Raw genomic sequence first — 16,216 nt, forward strand, 5'->3', positions numbered from 1 at the left:
TAAATAATTTAATTATGAAAGCAGATTTAATTTTATTCAACGGAAAAATTCATAGTTTCAATCCAGAAACTCCAAATATAACAGCAGTCGCGATTAAAAACGGAAAATTTATTGGCGTTGGAAATGACAGCGATATCATGCAGTTTGCTTCTGAAGAAACCAAAATAATCGACCTTCAGAATAAGAGAGCTGTTCCAGGAATCAACGATTCGCACATTCACCTTATTCGTGGCGGATTAAACTATAATTTAGAATTACGCTGGGATGGAGTTCCGTCTCTAGCCGATGCGCTTCGAATGCTAAAAGAGCAAGTTAATCGCACTCCAAATCCGCAATGGGTACGTGTAGTGGGCGGTTGGTCTGAATTTCAATTTGCTGAACGCAGAATGCCAACTTTAGAAGAAATCAACGCTATTGCGCCAGATACTCCTGTTTTTATTCTGCATTTGTACGATAGAGCGATTATGAACAGAGCGGCACTGAGAGCTGTTGGATATAACAAAAATACGCCTGCGCCTCCAGGCGGACATATTGAGCGCGACTCAAACGGAGAGCCAACAGGACTTATTATTGCAACGCCAAATGCGATGATTTTGTATTCAACTTTGGCTAAAGGCCCTACTCTTTCTTATGAGCATCAGCTTAACTCGACACGTCATTTTATGAAAGAATTAAATCGTTTCGGAATCACCAGTGTGATCGATGCTGGCGGCGGATTTCAGAATTTTCCAGACGATTATAAAGTGGTGAATGAATTGAATGAAAAGAACCAATTGACAGTGCGAATTGCCTACAATCTTTTCACACAAAAGCCAAAACATGAATTTGAAGATTTTTCAGATTGGATTGATACCGTAAAATTATATCAAGGAAATGATATGTACCGCCACAATGGCGCTGGCGAAATGTTGGTTTTCTCTGCTGCTGATTTTGAAGATTTTCTACAGCCAAGACCCGATCTTCCAGAAAACATGGAAGCCGAATTAGAAAAAGTGGTTCGTCTTCTGGTAGAAAACCGTTGGCCGTTTAGACTGCATGCGACTTATAACGAAAGCATTACTAGATTCTTGAATGTATTTGAAAAAATCAACCAAGATATTCCTTTCAACGGACTTCCGTGGATTTTTGACCACGCAGAAACGATTGATGAAAGAAACATCGAACGTGTAAAAGCTTTAGGAGGCGGAATTGCTGTTCAAAGCAGAATGGCGTATCAAGGAGAATATTTCACAGATCGTTACGGAGCTAAAGCCGCAGAAAACACACCTCCAATCAAAAAAATGATCGAAATGGAAGTTCCTGTTGGCGCAGGTTCGGACGCCACAAGAGTAAGCAGTTACAATCCGTGGGTTTCCATGTATTGGATGACGGTTGGAAAAACTGTTGGAGGCTTGCAATTGTACAATGAAACCAGATTGAACAGACAAACGGCTTTGGAATTGTACACCAGAGGAAGCGCTTGGTTCTCGCAAGAACAAACAAAAAAAGGAGATATTAAAGTTGGAATGTTTGCCGATTTAGTGGTTTTAGACCGAGATTATTTTGCAATTGACGACGAAGACATTAAAAAAATCGAAGCTGACTTGACCATTGTAGACGGAAAAATTGTGTATGCAAACGGAGATTTTTCTTCCTTCTCCCCTCCTCACATTCCGATTCTGCCAGATTGGTCACCAACAAATATTTATAACGGATATCCTGTAAGGAGCGGTTTGCAAAGTGCAATTGGAAAAAATGCAAAAGCCGATGCAAAACCAAAACTAACTTCGCAGATTCATAGCTGCAGCGGAAGTTGCGATGTTCATTTACACAATCACGACGCTGCCCGATTGAGCAATGTTCCTGTTAATAATTATAATGCATTCTGGGGAGCTTTGGGCTGTTCTTGTTTTGCTTTTTAAATCTCAAAAAATGATTGATATTATAAAACAAATCCTGTATTCCGATTTAGGGACATCATTCAACAATGCAGCTCTTTTAGCTTTTAGAGTTCTGCTTGCCATTGAATTATTCAGAGTACACGGAATGAAAAAATTTAGAGTTGAAAACGGACAAAAAGAACATGTTCCAAATCCGCTGCATCTGCCAGAAAAACTAAACGGTTTGGTAGCAACATTTTCAGATACTGTCATCCCGTTTTTCATCATTCTGGGGTTTGGAACAAGGCTCGCGGTCTTACCTACAATTGGTGTCACAGCAATTGGCTATTTTGTGGTTCACCGAAACGATTCGCTAGAAGTGCGCGATGTGCCTTTTATGTACACTTTATCTTTATTACTGCTTCTTGCCCTTGGCGCAGGAACGTATTCACTAGATTACTATTTAGTAACATTATTAAACAATTAATTTAAACGCAAATATTTTTTAACACATAGAAACATAGCTTTTTGGGAGCGCGTAAAAGGCGTTTCGCTTTGCATTAATACACATAGCATATTTTATTCTCTCGCAGATTGAGCAGATTAGGCAGCTATTTTCCATTACAAACTTTGTCAAAGTTTAAAACTTTGACAAAGTTCTCACAAAGCGTTAATAAATCTATGTGTTAGAAACTAGTTTCTTTCTTTATTCTTTTCAAAAATCAAGAAAAAATCTATGTTTCTATGTGTTTATTGATTCAGATTCCTCCATAACTCAAAACTCAAAACTCATAACTCATAACTCATAATTAATAACTTATTAAAACCCAATTTAAAAATGAAAGCAAACATCGGAATCAAACAAGAAAACATTTCAAAAATCGTAGAGATTTTAACTAAAGTTCTTGCAGACGAATTTATACTTTACACCAAAACAAAAAGAGCACACTGGAACGTTGAAGGCCCTGATTTTTACAACAAGCACATTTTCTTCGAACAGCAATATGATGCCATCGATGAAATTGTTGATACTGTTGCAGAAAGAATTCGTTCTTTAGGCCATTACACTCCAGCTACTTTAAAAGATTTCTTAGCGTTAACACATCTTAGCGAAGAATTACAAGAGAAAAATGACAGTAATGGTTTTATTAAAGAATTGCTTCTCGATCATGAAAGCATCATTATATATCTGCGAGAAAACATCAATCTTATTGCGAATGATCTCCAAGATGCAGGGACAAGCGATTTTATTACAGGTCTTGTAGAAAATCACGAAAAAATGGCGTGGATGCTTCGCGCACATTTAAACTAAAAAGAAATTATGGAAATAAAACAAAACAATATTTGGTACGTAACCCTGCTTCTAACCATAATAGCAGGGTATTGCGATACCGTAACCTTTGTCGCAGCCGATTCGATATTTTCGGCGCATGTTACAGGAAACTTTATCGTATTTGCCTACCAGATTATCAAAGGTTCAGACTTGCATGCTTGGATAAAACTGCTAACTTTTCCCGTTTTTATTATCGCAGTAATTACAGGGGGAAGAATTGCTTTAAAAGCCACAAATCGCTACACTATTTTATTTTGGGAAGGGATAATACTGGTTTTAAGCGGCATTGCATCGTATGCCTTTGGTTATCTGCAAAATTTCGAAGAATGGACGATGTATACCATCGCCATGACAACTGTATTTGCCATGGGGCTTCAGAATGCTTTTGGAAAACTTTACGCTAAAGAAACGCACGGCCCGACAACTATGATGACAGGAAATGTCACTCAGGCTTCGCTTGACCTAGGAAATCTATTAAAAAACGGATTTAAAGATGCCGAAGTACTTTTAAGTTTTAAAAAACAATTAGTTACAATAATTGGATTTCTTATCGGTTGTTTTCTTGGAGCCGTTGCAGGAAAGTTTTTCGGATTAGGCACTTTAATTCTGCCTGGAACTGCTATGATTATTTGCTATTTATACCACCGAGACAGCCAGTAAACACACATTTTTGAATTGCAGTTTGCCAATAATATAGTATCTTTAAAGAATGGTTTTTATCTCTTTTCCTAAAAAAGAAATTGCTGATATAGAAATAAAACAAAATACAACCCAAGAATATGGAAACAATAAAATTAGAATTAGACGAAAAAAAACACGGTGCTTTTAATCTCTATGTCGACGATAAAAAACTAGGCGAAATGACAGTAAGCATTAAACCAGATTTGTTGACGGTTTATCATACTGGAGTTGAACCAGAAGCAGAAGGAAAAGGTTATGCAAAGAAACTTTTAGAAGAAATGGTAGCATACGTTCGCGCCAACAATTTAAAAGTTTTACCGCTTTGCCCTTATGTGCACGCGCAATTCAAAAGACATCCAGATGAATATGAAGATATTTGGAAGAAGTAACGTTGAAAAGACGAAAGACGAAAGATTAAAGACTGGAGATGAAAGACTCTTGTCTCTAGACTTAAAAATTAAAGATTAAAAAACTATGAATACAGATATATTAACAGATGGCGTTCCTTTAAATGAAGCCAAAAAAGCCCTCATCATGATTCATGGTCGTGGTGCAAGCGCGCATGATATTCTTTCTATCGCCAAACATCTTAAAGTAGAAGATTTTGCATTGGTTGCGCCTCAGGCAGAAAACAGAACTTGGTACCCGTATTCTTTTTTGGCACCCCTAAACGAAAATGAACCTTCATTTTCAAAATCATTAGAAGCTATCCACCAGGTTGTTGTTGCAATTCAGCAAAATGGAATCGAAAAAGAGAATATTTATTTCTTGGGCTTTTCTCAAGGAGCTTGTCTTGCTTTGGAATTTACAACCCGAAATGCCGCAAAGTATGGCGGAATCGTAGCTTTTACAGGTGGGCTAATTGGTGATAAGGTGTATGAAAATCATTATTCAGGAAATTTTGAAAATACTCCTGTTTTTATAGGAACAAGCGATCCTGATTTCCACGTTCCTGTAGAAAGAGTGAATGATACAGAAGCGCTTATGGAAAAAATGGGTGCTGACGTTACTAAAAAAATCTATCCAAATATGGGACACACCATCAGTCAGGACGAAGTAAATTGTGCAAATGCATTGATTTTCAATAAAAAATAATGATTACTATAACTCGTGTTTACAGCGATGCTAACGGAGAAAGCCATTTTGAAGACTTTCAAGTTCCGTTGAAGAACAATGGCGATATCGGATTTTTATCTGATGATGAGCCTGTCAAATCTATTGTTTTTAGAGAAGTAAGTCCGTCTTACGATTACGATTTTCATAATGCGCCAGACCGCCAATATATTGTATTACTGGAAGGAGGCGTAGAAATCGAAACTTCACTGGGAGAAAAAAGAACATTCTCGACGGGTTCAATTTTATTGGTGGAAGACACTACTGGAAAAGGCCACAAAACTAAAAATATCGAACCAAAGCTTCGAAAATCAATATTTATAAAATTGTAATTTAAAAAAGTGCCACTCCCGATAGCTATCGCAATAAAGAATTATATTGATTTTTTTTTGCCACGAAGGCGCTAAGACACAAAGTTTTTTTTGCAAATACTAAAAAAGAATCTCGCAAAGACGCAGAGTCGCAAAGTTTTACTTTAAGTAATTTAATCTGCATAAATCTTTTAATCCTGATAGCTATTGGGAGCGTGAAAAAAAAATCAAAAGTAAGCGCGAAAAACTATGTGCATTTAAATAAGTGAAACGCCTTTTATACATCTAAAAAGCTATGTTTCTATGTGTTTAAAAAAAATATAAACCTTTAATCTGCTTAAATCTTTTAATCTCGATAGTTATCGAAAGTGTGAAAAAATTTCAATCTTAAAGATTTTTCTTTTTTATTGATTCTCTAAATATACATTTTCCATTATCAAAATCACGATATATCGTGTAATATCAAATTGGCTCTTTCTTAAAAACCCTAATAATAAAGCACTTACTCAAATGGAACAGGGTTTGGTTATTCTTTAAAAAACATCAAAAACGTGCCGTATTTCATTTCTTAATCTAGGTTAATCGATCCAGAAGCATAACGGACGTAAATTTGTAAAAGAAAAATCAATAACAATTTAATATAACAAATACCATGGAAAATAAAATATTAGGCTTACACCATATTACTGCAATCGCAGGTGACGCTAAACGTAATTTTGACTTTTATTCAAAAGTTTTAGGACTAAGATTCATCAAAAAAACAGTAAACTTTGACGATCCTGGAACATACCATTTTTACTTTGGCGACGAAGTAGGAAGCGCTGGAACAATACTAACTTTTTTCCCTTGGGGAGAAGGAATCCAACAAGGAAGAAAAGGTTCTGGAATGGCAACAGAAATTGGTTATTCTGTTCCAAAAGGAAGTTTGGATTTCTGGCAGAAACGTTTTGAGAAATACAATGTAATTTACAATAAACCAGCTGAAAAGTTTGGAGAAAAATATTTGACTTTTTTAGATCCAGACGGACTAAAATTAGAGTTAATCGAATCTAAAACAGAAGATAACCGAAAAGCTTGGGAAACAGATGAAGTAAAAGCAGATGTGGCAACAAAAGGTTTCCATAACATTACTTTAACTTTAAACAGCATCAAAGCAACTGCTGCTATCTTAACTGACATTTTCGGTTATAAATTAATCGATCAAGAGGTAAACCGCTACCGTTATGCAACAGATGCTGTAGAAAATGCTGCCATTGTTGACTTGGTGGAATTACCAGAGGAAAAACGTGGATTAAATGCAAACGGAACTATTCATCACGTAGCATTCCGTGTTCCAAATGATGAAATTTTGATGAAATTTAGAGAGAAAATCGAAGATTACGGATTGTCTATTACACCGCAAATTGACAGACAGTATTTCCACTCTCTATATTTTAGAGAACCAGGAGGAGTTTTGTTTGAAATTGCAACTGATAATCCTGGGTTCACTGTAGATGAAAGCTTAGAAGAATTGGGTCAGAACCTAAAACTTCCTGCTCAATACGAACCTCAAAGAGCTGCTATCGAAGCTCATTTGGTTAAAATCAATTAATTAAAAACTAAGCCGGTTTGTCTTAAACCGCAACACAACTATTTGAAAAGAGGTTTTCCTAGAGAAAGCCTCTTTTTTTTATAACTTAGAGAATCGCACTGTTTTTATAGCAAAGAAAAGCCGTTTACAATACAAAAACTTAAAATCTCAGACTCTCATTCACGAAGACTCGGGATGGCATCTCAAAATCAGCGATCCATCCACTGTTTAAAGAAAGGCGTTTTTTCGCGACTTATGATTACCTCGCGTTCTGGATCAAGTTTTAATTGGATCTTTAGTTTTGCGTTGAAGTAGTTGGCAATAGATTTAATGCTTTCTGCACGAATGAAAAACTGGCGGTTGGCACGGAAGAAAATATTTGGATCTAATTCTTGTTCCAGTTCTTCCATAGTTTGCGGAATAGAAATAATTACACCCGATTTTAGGAATAAATTACTCGTTTTAAATTCAGAATATATAAAATCAATATCGGAGACATCTACGCTTTTGTAACCATCGCGATAGGTTACTAAAAAACGCATTCTGAATACAGGTTTCTCAATCAGTTCTTTTAGAATTCCAGCTATATTAGTAACGTTGGCTTCGTTTTTATTTAAAGATTTAAATTTGTTTAAGGCAAACTCCAATTCGTTCTTTTCTATAGGTTTCATCAAGTAATCGATGCTGTTAACCTTAAAAGCGCGAATTGCATATTCGTTATACGCTGTCGTAAAAATAACAGGGCAAGTGATTTCGATTTCGTCAAAAATAGCAAAGCTTAGTCCGTCAGCCAAGCGGATGTCCATTATAATGAGATCTGGAGGCGGATTCAATTTTAGCCATGCAACAGTATCTACAACTGTATCAATAATGCCAAGAATTTCGCAGTTGGGTTCGAGCTCTTCCAAAAGCCTTTTTAAACGGCTGGCGTTAATGCTTTCATCTTCTACAATTAAAATTTTCATAACTCTTACATTAATGGCAGACGTACGTCATAATAACCGTTTGATTCAGTGAAAATCGGCATTCTCTGAGATAAAATTTTATAGCGGAATTCGATATTTTTATTTCCAATGCCTGTCGAAACCAACGTTTTTCCAGCGGTTCTTTGCAAATTATTTCGAACGACAATATCGCCAGAATCAGAAAAAACAGAAATAGCAAGCGGATTCGCTAAAGTTGCCATATTATGTTTTACAGCATTTTCTACCAATAACTGCAAGGTTAAAGGCGGCAAATGAAGAGCTAAAGCAGACGAATCAACCTCAATTTTTAAGTCGATTTTTTCTCCCAATCTTTTCTTCAACAAATAAAAATAGGCATTCAGAAATTCAATCTCCTCTTTTACAGTAATCGTGTCTTTATTTGAGTTTGAAATCATATAACGATATACTCTCGTTATATTTTCTAAGAACGAAGCGGCTTCTTTCTGATCTTCATAAATCAATTCTGTCAAAGTGCTGAAATTATTGAACACAAAATGCGGATCTAACTGCATTTTTAAAGATTCTAATTTTGAACGTGTTACCGCTTCTTGAAGTTCAGAAGCTCTAACTTTTAATTCAGCAGTTTCTATAGCTTTTAAACGCCACCTGTTTAGAAGAAATATCCCAGTATGAATGGCACTTATGAAAAGCGAAATAATCGCAGCCATAATTTTAGACTGCCAAATCGTAACCAGATCATTTTCTTCTAAGGCTGTACATGGATAGAAATAATCCCAGACACTGGAAAAAATAAAATTTAAGAGACTATTTCCGGCAATTAAACAAATAAACTGTGCTATTGCCCTAAATGCCGGATTTTGTTCCCATCTTATATAATAATTCAATTTTCGTCCCACAAAAAGCGTGAGCTCTGTCAAAATTGCGCAATAGACTAAAATAATGAAGATATCAAAGGTCTGATCTAAATCGAGCAGGCTTTGTTGTTCGAAATCTCGGTACGGATTGAGCCAATAATAAGAAGAAAGATAAACCAAAAAAACGGCTGGAATTACTATAACTCTGTAATATTTATAGAAAAAATTCTTGCCTGATTTTTTATTTTGGTTCTTTCTACTCATTAATTCATTCAAAAAATCCTATCTCATTAGTGTTCTACCAGAACAGCTTCTGCCTTAGTGGTGGCTGTAATAGTTTCAGCTGATTTTCTCTCGCGCATAACTCCCCATTTTAAGCAAGTTGCTCCCCATGAAAATCCTGCTCCAAAAGTAGTTATCAATACATTCTGTCCTTCTTTAAAATCATCTTTAAAATCCCATAAACACAACGGAACTGTTGCAGAGGTTGTATTTCCGTAACGGTCAATATTTACTTTTACTTTTTCGAAATCAATTCCTAAACTTTCGCCAACAGCAGTAATAATTCTCAAATTAGCCTGATGTGGAACCACCCAGTCAATTTGGTCTGCTTCTAATTCATTTTTTGCCAAAGCATCTTGCGAAACCTGGCTCATGGCCGCAACGGCTCTTTTAAATACAAAAGCACCATCTTGTTTTAAATAGTGTGTTCTATGTAAAAGACTCTGCATAGACGTTGGATTTCTAGAACCTCCAGCTGGCACAGCCAAAGAAGAAACTCCACTTCCGTCCGTTTTCAGGATTGTTTTCATTAGACCAGCATCAGATTCACTTTTTTCTAATAAAATGGCTCCTGCTCCATCTCCGAAAAGAATACACGTATTACGGTCTTCGTAATCTACGATTGAGCTCATTTTATCTGCTCCAACGATGATTAATTTTTTATAACGCCCGCTTTCAATCATGTTTGCCCCCATTTCCAGCGCATACAAAAACCCGCTGCAGGCTGCATTCATGTCAATTCCAAAAGCATTTGTAAGTCCGCTTTTATCGCAAACAATACTTGCTGTTGGTGCCAAAATGTGATCCGGAGTAGCTGTTGCTACTAACAAAGCTTCTATTTCTTCACGGTCTACATTATAATTTTCGATAAGATTTTCAATCGCAGCTGCGGCAAGATCAGATGTTGCCGTATCGTCATCTGCGATTCTGCGTTCTCTAATTCCAGTTCTTTTGATGATCCATTCTTCCGATGTATCAACTGTTTCTGAAATTTTTTTGTTGGTTAAAATTGATGATGGTACGTAACCACCTATAGCTGTAATTACTGCGCTCATTGTTTTTTATTTTTTTTAAGCTTTGTACTCTTAGAACCCAACGCTTAACACTTTTTTTCTTCTTTTGGACTACTCATGATAGGAATAGAATCTTTGAGGTACCATAGGAAACCAATATAGTATTCCTTAAAAACCGATTAAATCTGTTGGCAATAACTTTTCTTGAGAAATAGTGTTTAAAAAACTTAACAAACTATGAACATTATACAAAATCCAATTAAAATAAATTAAAAACCTATACAAAGTGTTCTCTCGGTATAACTCTGTATAGAACCTTTAATTTACCTTATTTTTAAAATCATACTATGCGGTTTCAGTTTGCAGATAATTCCCAATTTTAGCTGTTGCTGTACTGATAAAAAAAACCTTTCTGCATTACGTTTTTAGAGTGCCACAAAATTAATTTAAAAATATCTTAAACCAGCAGGTTATTAAGAATAATTAACAAAACTGGCTGAAATGTTAAAATATAATTTTGAAATTCGACAATTAGCTCCAAAAATTACAGAATCTCTAAAATCAAAAAATATCTGTTAAATTTTATTTTGATACTATTTCCTCAAAAAAACTTTATAATTTTTACATCATTAATTTTAAATCAAATCAATCGTTAATAATTCGGAAATGACAATAATGGGATATCTAGACCCGCTGCCAGAATCCTAGTTTTGCTTCTGTGAACCAAAGAATCCCAAAAACCGTATTTTTGAGGCACCATAATCAGCAGATCGGCCTCATAATTTTTAATTTCTTTCCTGATTTCGTTAATAACAGCATTCGATCTTACTGTTTTATACAAATATTTTACGTCTTCAAATTCTTTTTCAATATTTGAATTCATCAAAATTCTCTGCTGCTCTTCTTTCAAATCATCCAATTTATCATCGACAGTAAAAAACTCAATTTCTGCACCAAAACCTCCTAAAGTATTTTTGATCCAGCTGAATTTCTTAATAGCCGAAAAACTTAAGCTGTCACAAGCATATAATACCTTTTTTATGTTCACAAAACGGGCCGCCTGAGGAACAGCCAAAACCGGAATCTGTAAGTTTTTAATCGCTGTTGTCGTTGAATTTCCTAATAATTCCTGCTCAAAAGAACGCTCAGCCATTCCCATTACGACAGCATCAGCGTTGGTTTCCTTAATGATTCTCGGAAGCTCATCTTCTAAAAAAGAATAGGTACAAATTGCCGCTGTTTCTATTTGAAATGAATCGGCAATTTCTTTCGCTACATTTTCAAGCTTAGAAATTGCTCGGTCAATCTGCTTCTGCATTGCATCTGCAGTTATATGCGAGTTGGCACTATGCACACTCAGAGAAAATGAATTAAATAAAACCAATTTTGCGCCAGTAGCTTTGGCTAAACCAGCAGCATACGCAACGGCGTTATTTGCAATGTCAGAAAAATTTGTCGCGGCGATTATAGTAAGAGGTGAAATCATAAATTATGTAATTAAGCTTTCTGCAAAATTGCCCAAATAAACGCTTTACACCTTTTTTATATCACCGAATAATCATTTTTTACGACCCAACCGTAAAATTTCATCCCCGAAAAAACAGGCTTTATTTTTTGGTTTCTTACTTTAAAAACAAGAAAAATCAAGTCTGTCAGTTTTTATATTTATTACTTTTACTTTTTATTAAAACTTAGCGGATGGACGCCAAATCTCTCTTAAAAGAACATGTTTCTAAAATTGTTTCATTGACCGACGAACAATTCGAGTATTTCTTTTCGCATTTTAAAACAGAAACTTTTAAGAAAGGGCAAACTGTTATTAGCGAAGGCCAGAATGTCGATAAAGAATATTTTGTTATTTCGGGCTGTTTAAAATCTTTTTATGTTAATGATGAAGTAAAAATGTATATTCTGCAGTTTGCCATGCCTACTTGGTGGGCGTCAGATTATGCGGCGCTTTACAACAAAACCAAAGCAACAATTAATGTTGATTGCATTTCGGATGTTGAAATTCTCTCTCTTTCAAATGACGACCGAGAAAAACTCTGCAGAGAAATACACGAAGTGGAGCATTTTTTTAGATGGAGAACCAATCGCGGTTATGTGGCTTCTCAGAAAAGATTGCTTTCTTTTATGAATAATGATACGAAAACGAGATACGAAGAACTGCTGGCTCTCTATCCTGCCCTATACAATGCTGTTCCCAAACATTTAATTGCTGCTTATCTCGGTGTTTCAAGAGAAACTTTAAGCCGATTGTACAACGCTTCTAAACCACACTAACAAATGTGATCTACATCACGTAATCAATTTTGAATACCGCCATTACTTTGTATCATAAATTAATAACAATTTAAAATACAGAATAATGGAAACTAAAAATTTTAAAATTTCGAATACTGAAAGTCAAGTAAACTGGATAGGAAAAAAAGTTACTGGACAGCACAATGGAACAATTAATATTGAAGAAGGTAATTTTACTTTTTCTAATGACGAACTGACTGGAGGAAATGTTGTAATCGACACCACTTCTATCGTAATTCTTGACGTCACAGATCCTGCAACAAATCAGCAATTTGCTGGACATTTGGCATCAGATGATTTCTTTTCTACAGACAAATTCCAAACAGCAGCTTTAGACATAACAGCTGTTTCTAAACAATCTTCTTCAAATTATTTTATTGAAGGCAATCTTACGATTAAAGCCATTACACATCCGATTGGTTTCAATTTAGAAGTAAAAGCCAATAACGATGAATTGAAAGCTTCAGGTAAAATCATCATTGACCGTACCAAATATGACATGAAATTCCGTTCTGGAAACTTCTTCACTAATCTTGGCGACACTTTAATCTACAACGATTTTGAATTGGATGTTAACCTAACAGCTAAACTTGCTTAATATCTAGAAATCATGCCATATGTAAAAATTGAAGTAACTCGTGAAGGCGTTACAAGAGAACAAAAGCAAAAGCTAATATCTGGAATTACACAATTAATAACAGATGTTTTGGACAAAGACCCTAGCCTTACACACATCGTAATTCAGGAAATAGAATTGGATGATTGGGGATTTGCAGGCGAACAAGTTTCAGTATTGCGAGAAAAAGGCATTACGGCACAAAAGAAATAATCTCTTTAAAATTAGAAAAAATGAAAACAATTATCATAACCGGTGCTTCTACAGGCATTGGTAAAGCAACAGCACAATTATTTTTAGAAAAAGGGTATAATGTGGTGATCAACTCCGCAAATTTACAGAACCTTGAAAACACGTATCAAGAATTAGGTCATACGAACCGATTAGCGATGGTGCATGGCGATGTAAGCCTTATTGCTACCGGGAAAAAATTAGTCGAAACGGCCTTAGAACGTTTTGGAAGCGTTGACGTTTTAATCAATAATGCAGGAATTTTTCAGCCACAATCTTTCTTAGATGTAGAAGAAAAGGACTTGGATCGTTTTTTAAACATTAATTTAAAAGGAACTTATTTTACCAGTCAGGCAGCAGTAAAACAAATGCTGCAGCAAGGAGAAGGATCTATCATTAATATCGGAACCGTTTTGGTTGACCATGCTATTGATGGATTTCCTGCTACAGCACCAATTTCAAGCAAAGGCGGCATTCATGCTTTTACCAGACAGCTCGCTGCTGAATTCGGAAAAAACAATATTCGCGTAAATGCCATTGCCCCAGGAATAATTAGAAGTCCGCTTCAGGCTAAAACTGGCGTAGACAATGCTGATAGTTTGGCTGGGCTGCATTTATTAAACCGCATTGGAGAAACCGATGATGTGGCGCAATTGGCTCTTTATTTGGCTGAAAGCAATTTTGTAACGGGAGAAATCATTAATTTAGATGGCGGTCACGTTGCTGGCCATAGCATTTGATAACTTCAAAAGTTAAAATCATGGAAAATTTTAGCACAAATGCAGCTTTAATTACGGCTGTACTTATGAATTATTTTAACGGAATTTATAATGGTGATGTCCCTCTACTTCAAAGTGTATTTCATCAAGAAGCGATTATTGGTTTTGATCTTAATGGAGAAACCCATTTTAAAACCGTAAATCAATATTTGGAAGGTGTAAAAAACCGTAAAAGTCCACAGGAATTGGGAGAAGAATTCAAAATGAAAATCCTATCTTTAGAAATTATCAATAATACCGCTGTCGCGAAAGTTCAGGTTCCGATATTCGAGTATAATTATTATGACTTCTTAAGCCTTATCGTTGTTGATGGCAAATGGGTTATCAGTAATAAATTAGCAACTAAAGTAAATTAAAATACAATGTGGAATTCAACCAAAATAACACAGTTACTAGGCATTGAGTATCCAATTTTACAAGGTCCAATGGGCGGTGGTTTTTCAACTGCCGCTCTTTTGGCTTCTGTAAGCAATGCGGGAGGATTGGGCAGTTACGGTGCTTATACGCTCACGCCAGAAGAAATTCGTGAAGCTGGAAAAGAAATCAAACTCGCTACTTCTAAACCTTATAATATCAATTTATGGGTTAATGATGTCGATAAAAGCCTTTTAAATTATCCTTCAGAAAAACTAGAAAAGATAAAACTGCTTTTTAAACCTTATTTTGATGAATTAGGGATTCCGCTTCCCGATTTATCTTCTGATATTCCTTCTAAATTTGAAAAACAAGTTGAAGTTTTATTCGAACTCAAACCAGCCGTCTTTAGTTTCATTTTCGGAATTCCGTCGAAAGAAATACTTCTAGAAAGCCGAAAGTTGGGAATAAAAACTATTGGCGCTGCAACCACTTTAGAAGAAGCACTTGCACTAGAAGATGCCGAAGTCGATGCTATTATTGCCGCAGGATTTGAAGCTGGCGGCCATAGACCATCTTTCCTAAAACCTGCACAAGATTCTTTTACAGGATTATTTACCCTTGTACAGCAATTAAAAGCTAAAACCAAAACGCCAATTATTGCTGCAGGAGGAATTATTGATGCAAAAGGCATAAAAGCTGCTATGGCTTTAGGTGCCGATGCTGTGCAATTGGGAACTGCTTTTATGGTTACCGATGAATCTGGCGCAGCTCCCATTCACAAAAAAATGCTTTTTGCTAACCCAAACACTCCAACAACAGTTTCGAAATCACTAACAGGAAGAATGGGTAGAATGATCAGTAATACCATTTCTGATGCTGTTCCTTTTGAAACTGAAGTATTGCCTTTTCCGCTTCAGACCAAATTAATTGCACCTTTAAAAGTAGCCGCGCTCGCGCAGGGAAGAACTGATATGGTTAGTTTTTGGTCTGGACAAAATACAAGTAATTTAAAACATCATAAAGCAAGCGAGTTAATGCAGGCTTTAATTGCTGAAACATCTGCTTTGCTGTAGTTTTTTACCGCAATCCCGATAGCAATCAGGGGCTAAGTTTTTTTGCTTTAGATTGTGTTTTTAAGTTCGCAAAGCATTGTCTTTTATAATCTCGCAAAGTCGCAGAGTCGCAAAGGATTTTATTTTTAAGCCACAGATTATTGTGATTAAAGGAATTGGTCTCTCGCAGATTTGGCAGATTTAACAGATTTTTTTCATATTTAGAAATATAATCTGCTCAATCTGCCAAATCTGCGAGAAATAAAGAAAACTTTGCGACTCTGCTACTTTGCGAGATTAAAAATCATAATATTTTCACACAAAGCTTTGCGAACTTAAAATCTCTAGCATTTATATAAAAAAGATCCTTGCGCTCTTTGCGGTTAAAAAACACCACCCAACATCCCGTCCATTTCACCCCGAAGTTTGTCCGCTTCAACATATTTTCGATTTCGATTTTAAGGCTTTCAACGCACATTTGTACCGTTAAATAACTTTAAATATCAAAATCATGAACTCAAAAACAACAAAAATTATCTATTGGACAGGTGCAGTATTAACTTCTTTATGGTTTGGCGCAAGCGGTTTCTTCGAACTAACAAATAATCCATTAGTTTGGGGAATTACACAACAATTGGGTTATCCAGCGCATTTTATTTATATCCTTGGCATTTTTAAAGTAGCCGGAGTTATTACACTTTTAATTCCGAACAAATTATTGCGATTGAAAGAATGGGTTTTCGCAGGCGTATTTTTCGACATCATTTTTGCTTTCTTTTCAAAAATAGCCGTTTTAGGTTTTGGTGCTGCGACTGATGCCATTGTAGCCTTTATAATGGTAAGCGTAACTTATGCAATGTATAGAAAACTATATACAGCAACTTACGTTCCTTCAGAAATCAATTAATACAAAT

19 protein-coding genes are annotated in these 16,216 nt (G+C 35.6%); 15 read left to right on the forward strand and 4 right to left on the reverse strand.

Annotation, left to right across the window (positions count from 1 at the left end; all coding sequences use genetic code 11):
• The first annotated feature begins 14 nt into the window (after window positions 1-14).
• The 8 genes from BB050_RS20040 (at window position 15) to BB050_RS20075 (ending at window position 6,888) form a co-directional block, all read left to right on the forward strand.
• Complete coding sequence (locus tag BB050_RS20040) at window positions 15-1,901, forward strand: amidohydrolase (RefSeq protein WP_066034856.1); 1,887 nt, start codon at window positions 15-17, stop codon at window positions 1,899-1,901.
• Window positions 1,902-1,911: 10 nt separating this feature from the next.
• Complete coding sequence (locus BB050_RS20045) at window positions 1,912-2,346, forward strand: DoxX family protein (protein ID WP_066034857.1); 435 nt, start codon at window positions 1,912-1,914, stop codon at window positions 2,344-2,346.
• 351 nt (window positions 2,347-2,697) lie between these two features.
• Window positions 2,698-3,171, forward strand: coding sequence for a Dps family protein (locus BB050_RS20050; protein ID WP_008463478.1), 474 nt, complete (start codon window positions 2,698-2,700; stop codon window positions 3,169-3,171).
• Between the two features lie 9 nt (window positions 3,172-3,180).
• On the forward strand, window positions 3,181-3,852 hold the full coding sequence (locus BB050_RS20055) for a YoaK family protein (protein ID WP_066034858.1): 672 nt from the start codon (window positions 3,181-3,183) through the stop codon (window positions 3,850-3,852).
• A gap of 119 nt (window positions 3,853-3,971) precedes the next feature.
• Entirely contained in the window at window positions 3,972-4,262 is a 291-nt protein-coding gene (locus BB050_RS20060) for a GNAT family N-acetyltransferase (protein ID WP_066034859.1), read from the forward strand.
• A gap of 85 nt (window positions 4,263-4,347) precedes the next feature.
• On the forward strand, window positions 4,348-4,968 hold the full coding sequence (locus BB050_RS20065; protein ID WP_066034860.1) for an alpha/beta hydrolase: 621 nt from the start codon (window positions 4,348-4,350) through the stop codon (window positions 4,966-4,968).
• Window positions 4,968-5,318: a cupin domain-containing protein gene (locus BB050_RS20070; protein ID WP_066034861.1), complete on the forward strand. Its 351-nt coding sequence runs from the start codon at window positions 4,968-4,970 to the stop codon at window positions 5,316-5,318. Before BB050_RS20065 ends, BB050_RS20070 begins: the two co-directional genes overlap by 1 nt.
• A gap of 631 nt (window positions 5,319-5,949) precedes the next feature.
• Window positions 5,950-6,888: a ring-cleaving dioxygenase gene (locus BB050_RS20075; protein ID WP_066034862.1), complete on the forward strand. Its 939-nt coding sequence runs from the start codon at window positions 5,950-5,952 to the stop codon at window positions 6,886-6,888.
• Window positions 6,889-7,076: 188 nt separating this feature from the next.
• Here BB050_RS20075 and BB050_RS20080 read toward each other — a convergent pair whose 3' ends face one another.
• The 4 genes from BB050_RS20080 to BB050_RS20095 form a co-directional block, all read right to left on the reverse strand.
• Entirely contained in the window at window positions 7,077-7,832 is a 756-nt protein-coding gene (locus tag BB050_RS20080; RefSeq protein WP_066034863.1) for a LytR/AlgR family response regulator transcription factor, read from the reverse strand.
• A 5-nt stretch (window positions 7,833-7,837) separates the two neighbouring features.
• The gene (locus BB050_RS20085; RefSeq protein ID WP_066034864.1) at window positions 7,838-8,932 is read right to left on the reverse strand and encodes a sensor histidine kinase; all 1,095 of its coding nucleotides are present in this window, start codon (window positions 8,930-8,932) and stop codon (window positions 7,838-7,840) included.
• A gap of 26 nt (window positions 8,933-8,958) precedes the next feature.
• On the reverse strand, window positions 8,959-10,005 hold the full coding sequence (locus tag BB050_RS20090; protein WP_008463462.1) for a beta-ketoacyl-ACP synthase III: 1,047 nt from the start codon (window positions 10,003-10,005) through the stop codon (window positions 8,959-8,961).
• A 610-nt stretch (window positions 10,006-10,615) separates the two neighbouring features.
• Complete coding sequence (locus BB050_RS20095; RefSeq protein ID WP_008463460.1) at window positions 10,616-11,449, reverse strand: universal stress protein; 834 nt, start codon at window positions 11,447-11,449, stop codon at window positions 10,616-10,618.
• A 212-nt stretch (window positions 11,450-11,661) separates the two neighbouring features.
• Here BB050_RS20095 and BB050_RS20100 point away from each other — a divergent pair, with 212 nt between their 5' ends.
• The 7 genes from BB050_RS20100 to BB050_RS20130 all read left to right on the forward strand — a co-directional run bounded on the left by BB050_RS20100 (window position 11,662) and on the right by BB050_RS20130 (window position 16,209).
• On the forward strand, window positions 11,662-12,246 hold the full coding sequence (locus tag BB050_RS20100; protein ID WP_066034865.1) for a Crp/Fnr family transcriptional regulator: 585 nt from the start codon (window positions 11,662-11,664) through the stop codon (window positions 12,244-12,246).
• An 85-nt stretch (window positions 12,247-12,331) separates the two neighbouring features.
• A complete protein-coding gene (locus BB050_RS20105) occupies window positions 12,332-12,865 on the forward strand; it encodes a YceI family protein (protein WP_066034866.1) in 534 nt (177 codons plus the stop codon).
• Window positions 12,866-12,877: 12 nt separating this feature from the next.
• Window positions 12,878-13,096, forward strand: a complete 219-nt coding sequence (locus BB050_RS20110; protein ID WP_008463454.1) for a tautomerase family protein — start codon at window positions 12,878-12,880, stop codon at window positions 13,094-13,096.
• 20 nt (window positions 13,097-13,116) lie between these two features.
• Entirely contained in the window at window positions 13,117-13,854 is a 738-nt protein-coding gene (locus tag BB050_RS20115; RefSeq protein ID WP_066034867.1) for an SDR family NAD(P)-dependent oxidoreductase, read from the forward strand.
• 20 nt (window positions 13,855-13,874) lie between these two features.
• On the forward strand, window positions 13,875-14,249 hold the full coding sequence (locus tag BB050_RS20120) for a nuclear transport factor 2 family protein (RefSeq protein WP_008463450.1): 375 nt from the start codon (window positions 13,875-13,877) through the stop codon (window positions 14,247-14,249).
• 6 nt (window positions 14,250-14,255) lie between these two features.
• Entirely contained in the window at window positions 14,256-15,323 is a 1,068-nt protein-coding gene (locus tag BB050_RS20125; protein WP_066034868.1) for an NAD(P)H-dependent flavin oxidoreductase, read from the forward strand.
• A gap of 490 nt (window positions 15,324-15,813) precedes the next feature.
• Window positions 15,814-16,209 (forward strand): DoxX family protein, encoded by a 396-nt coding sequence (locus tag BB050_RS20130; RefSeq protein WP_066034869.1) that lies wholly within the window; start codon window positions 15,814-15,816, stop codon window positions 16,207-16,209.
• Window positions 16,210-16,216: the final 7 nt, after the last annotated feature.

Origin of the sequence: Flavobacterium anhuiense (assembly GCF_001705175.1) — a bacterium.
In the GTDB taxonomy this organism is placed as follows: domain Bacteria; phylum Bacteroidota; class Bacteroidia; order Flavobacteriales; family Flavobacteriaceae; genus Flavobacterium; species Flavobacterium anhuiense.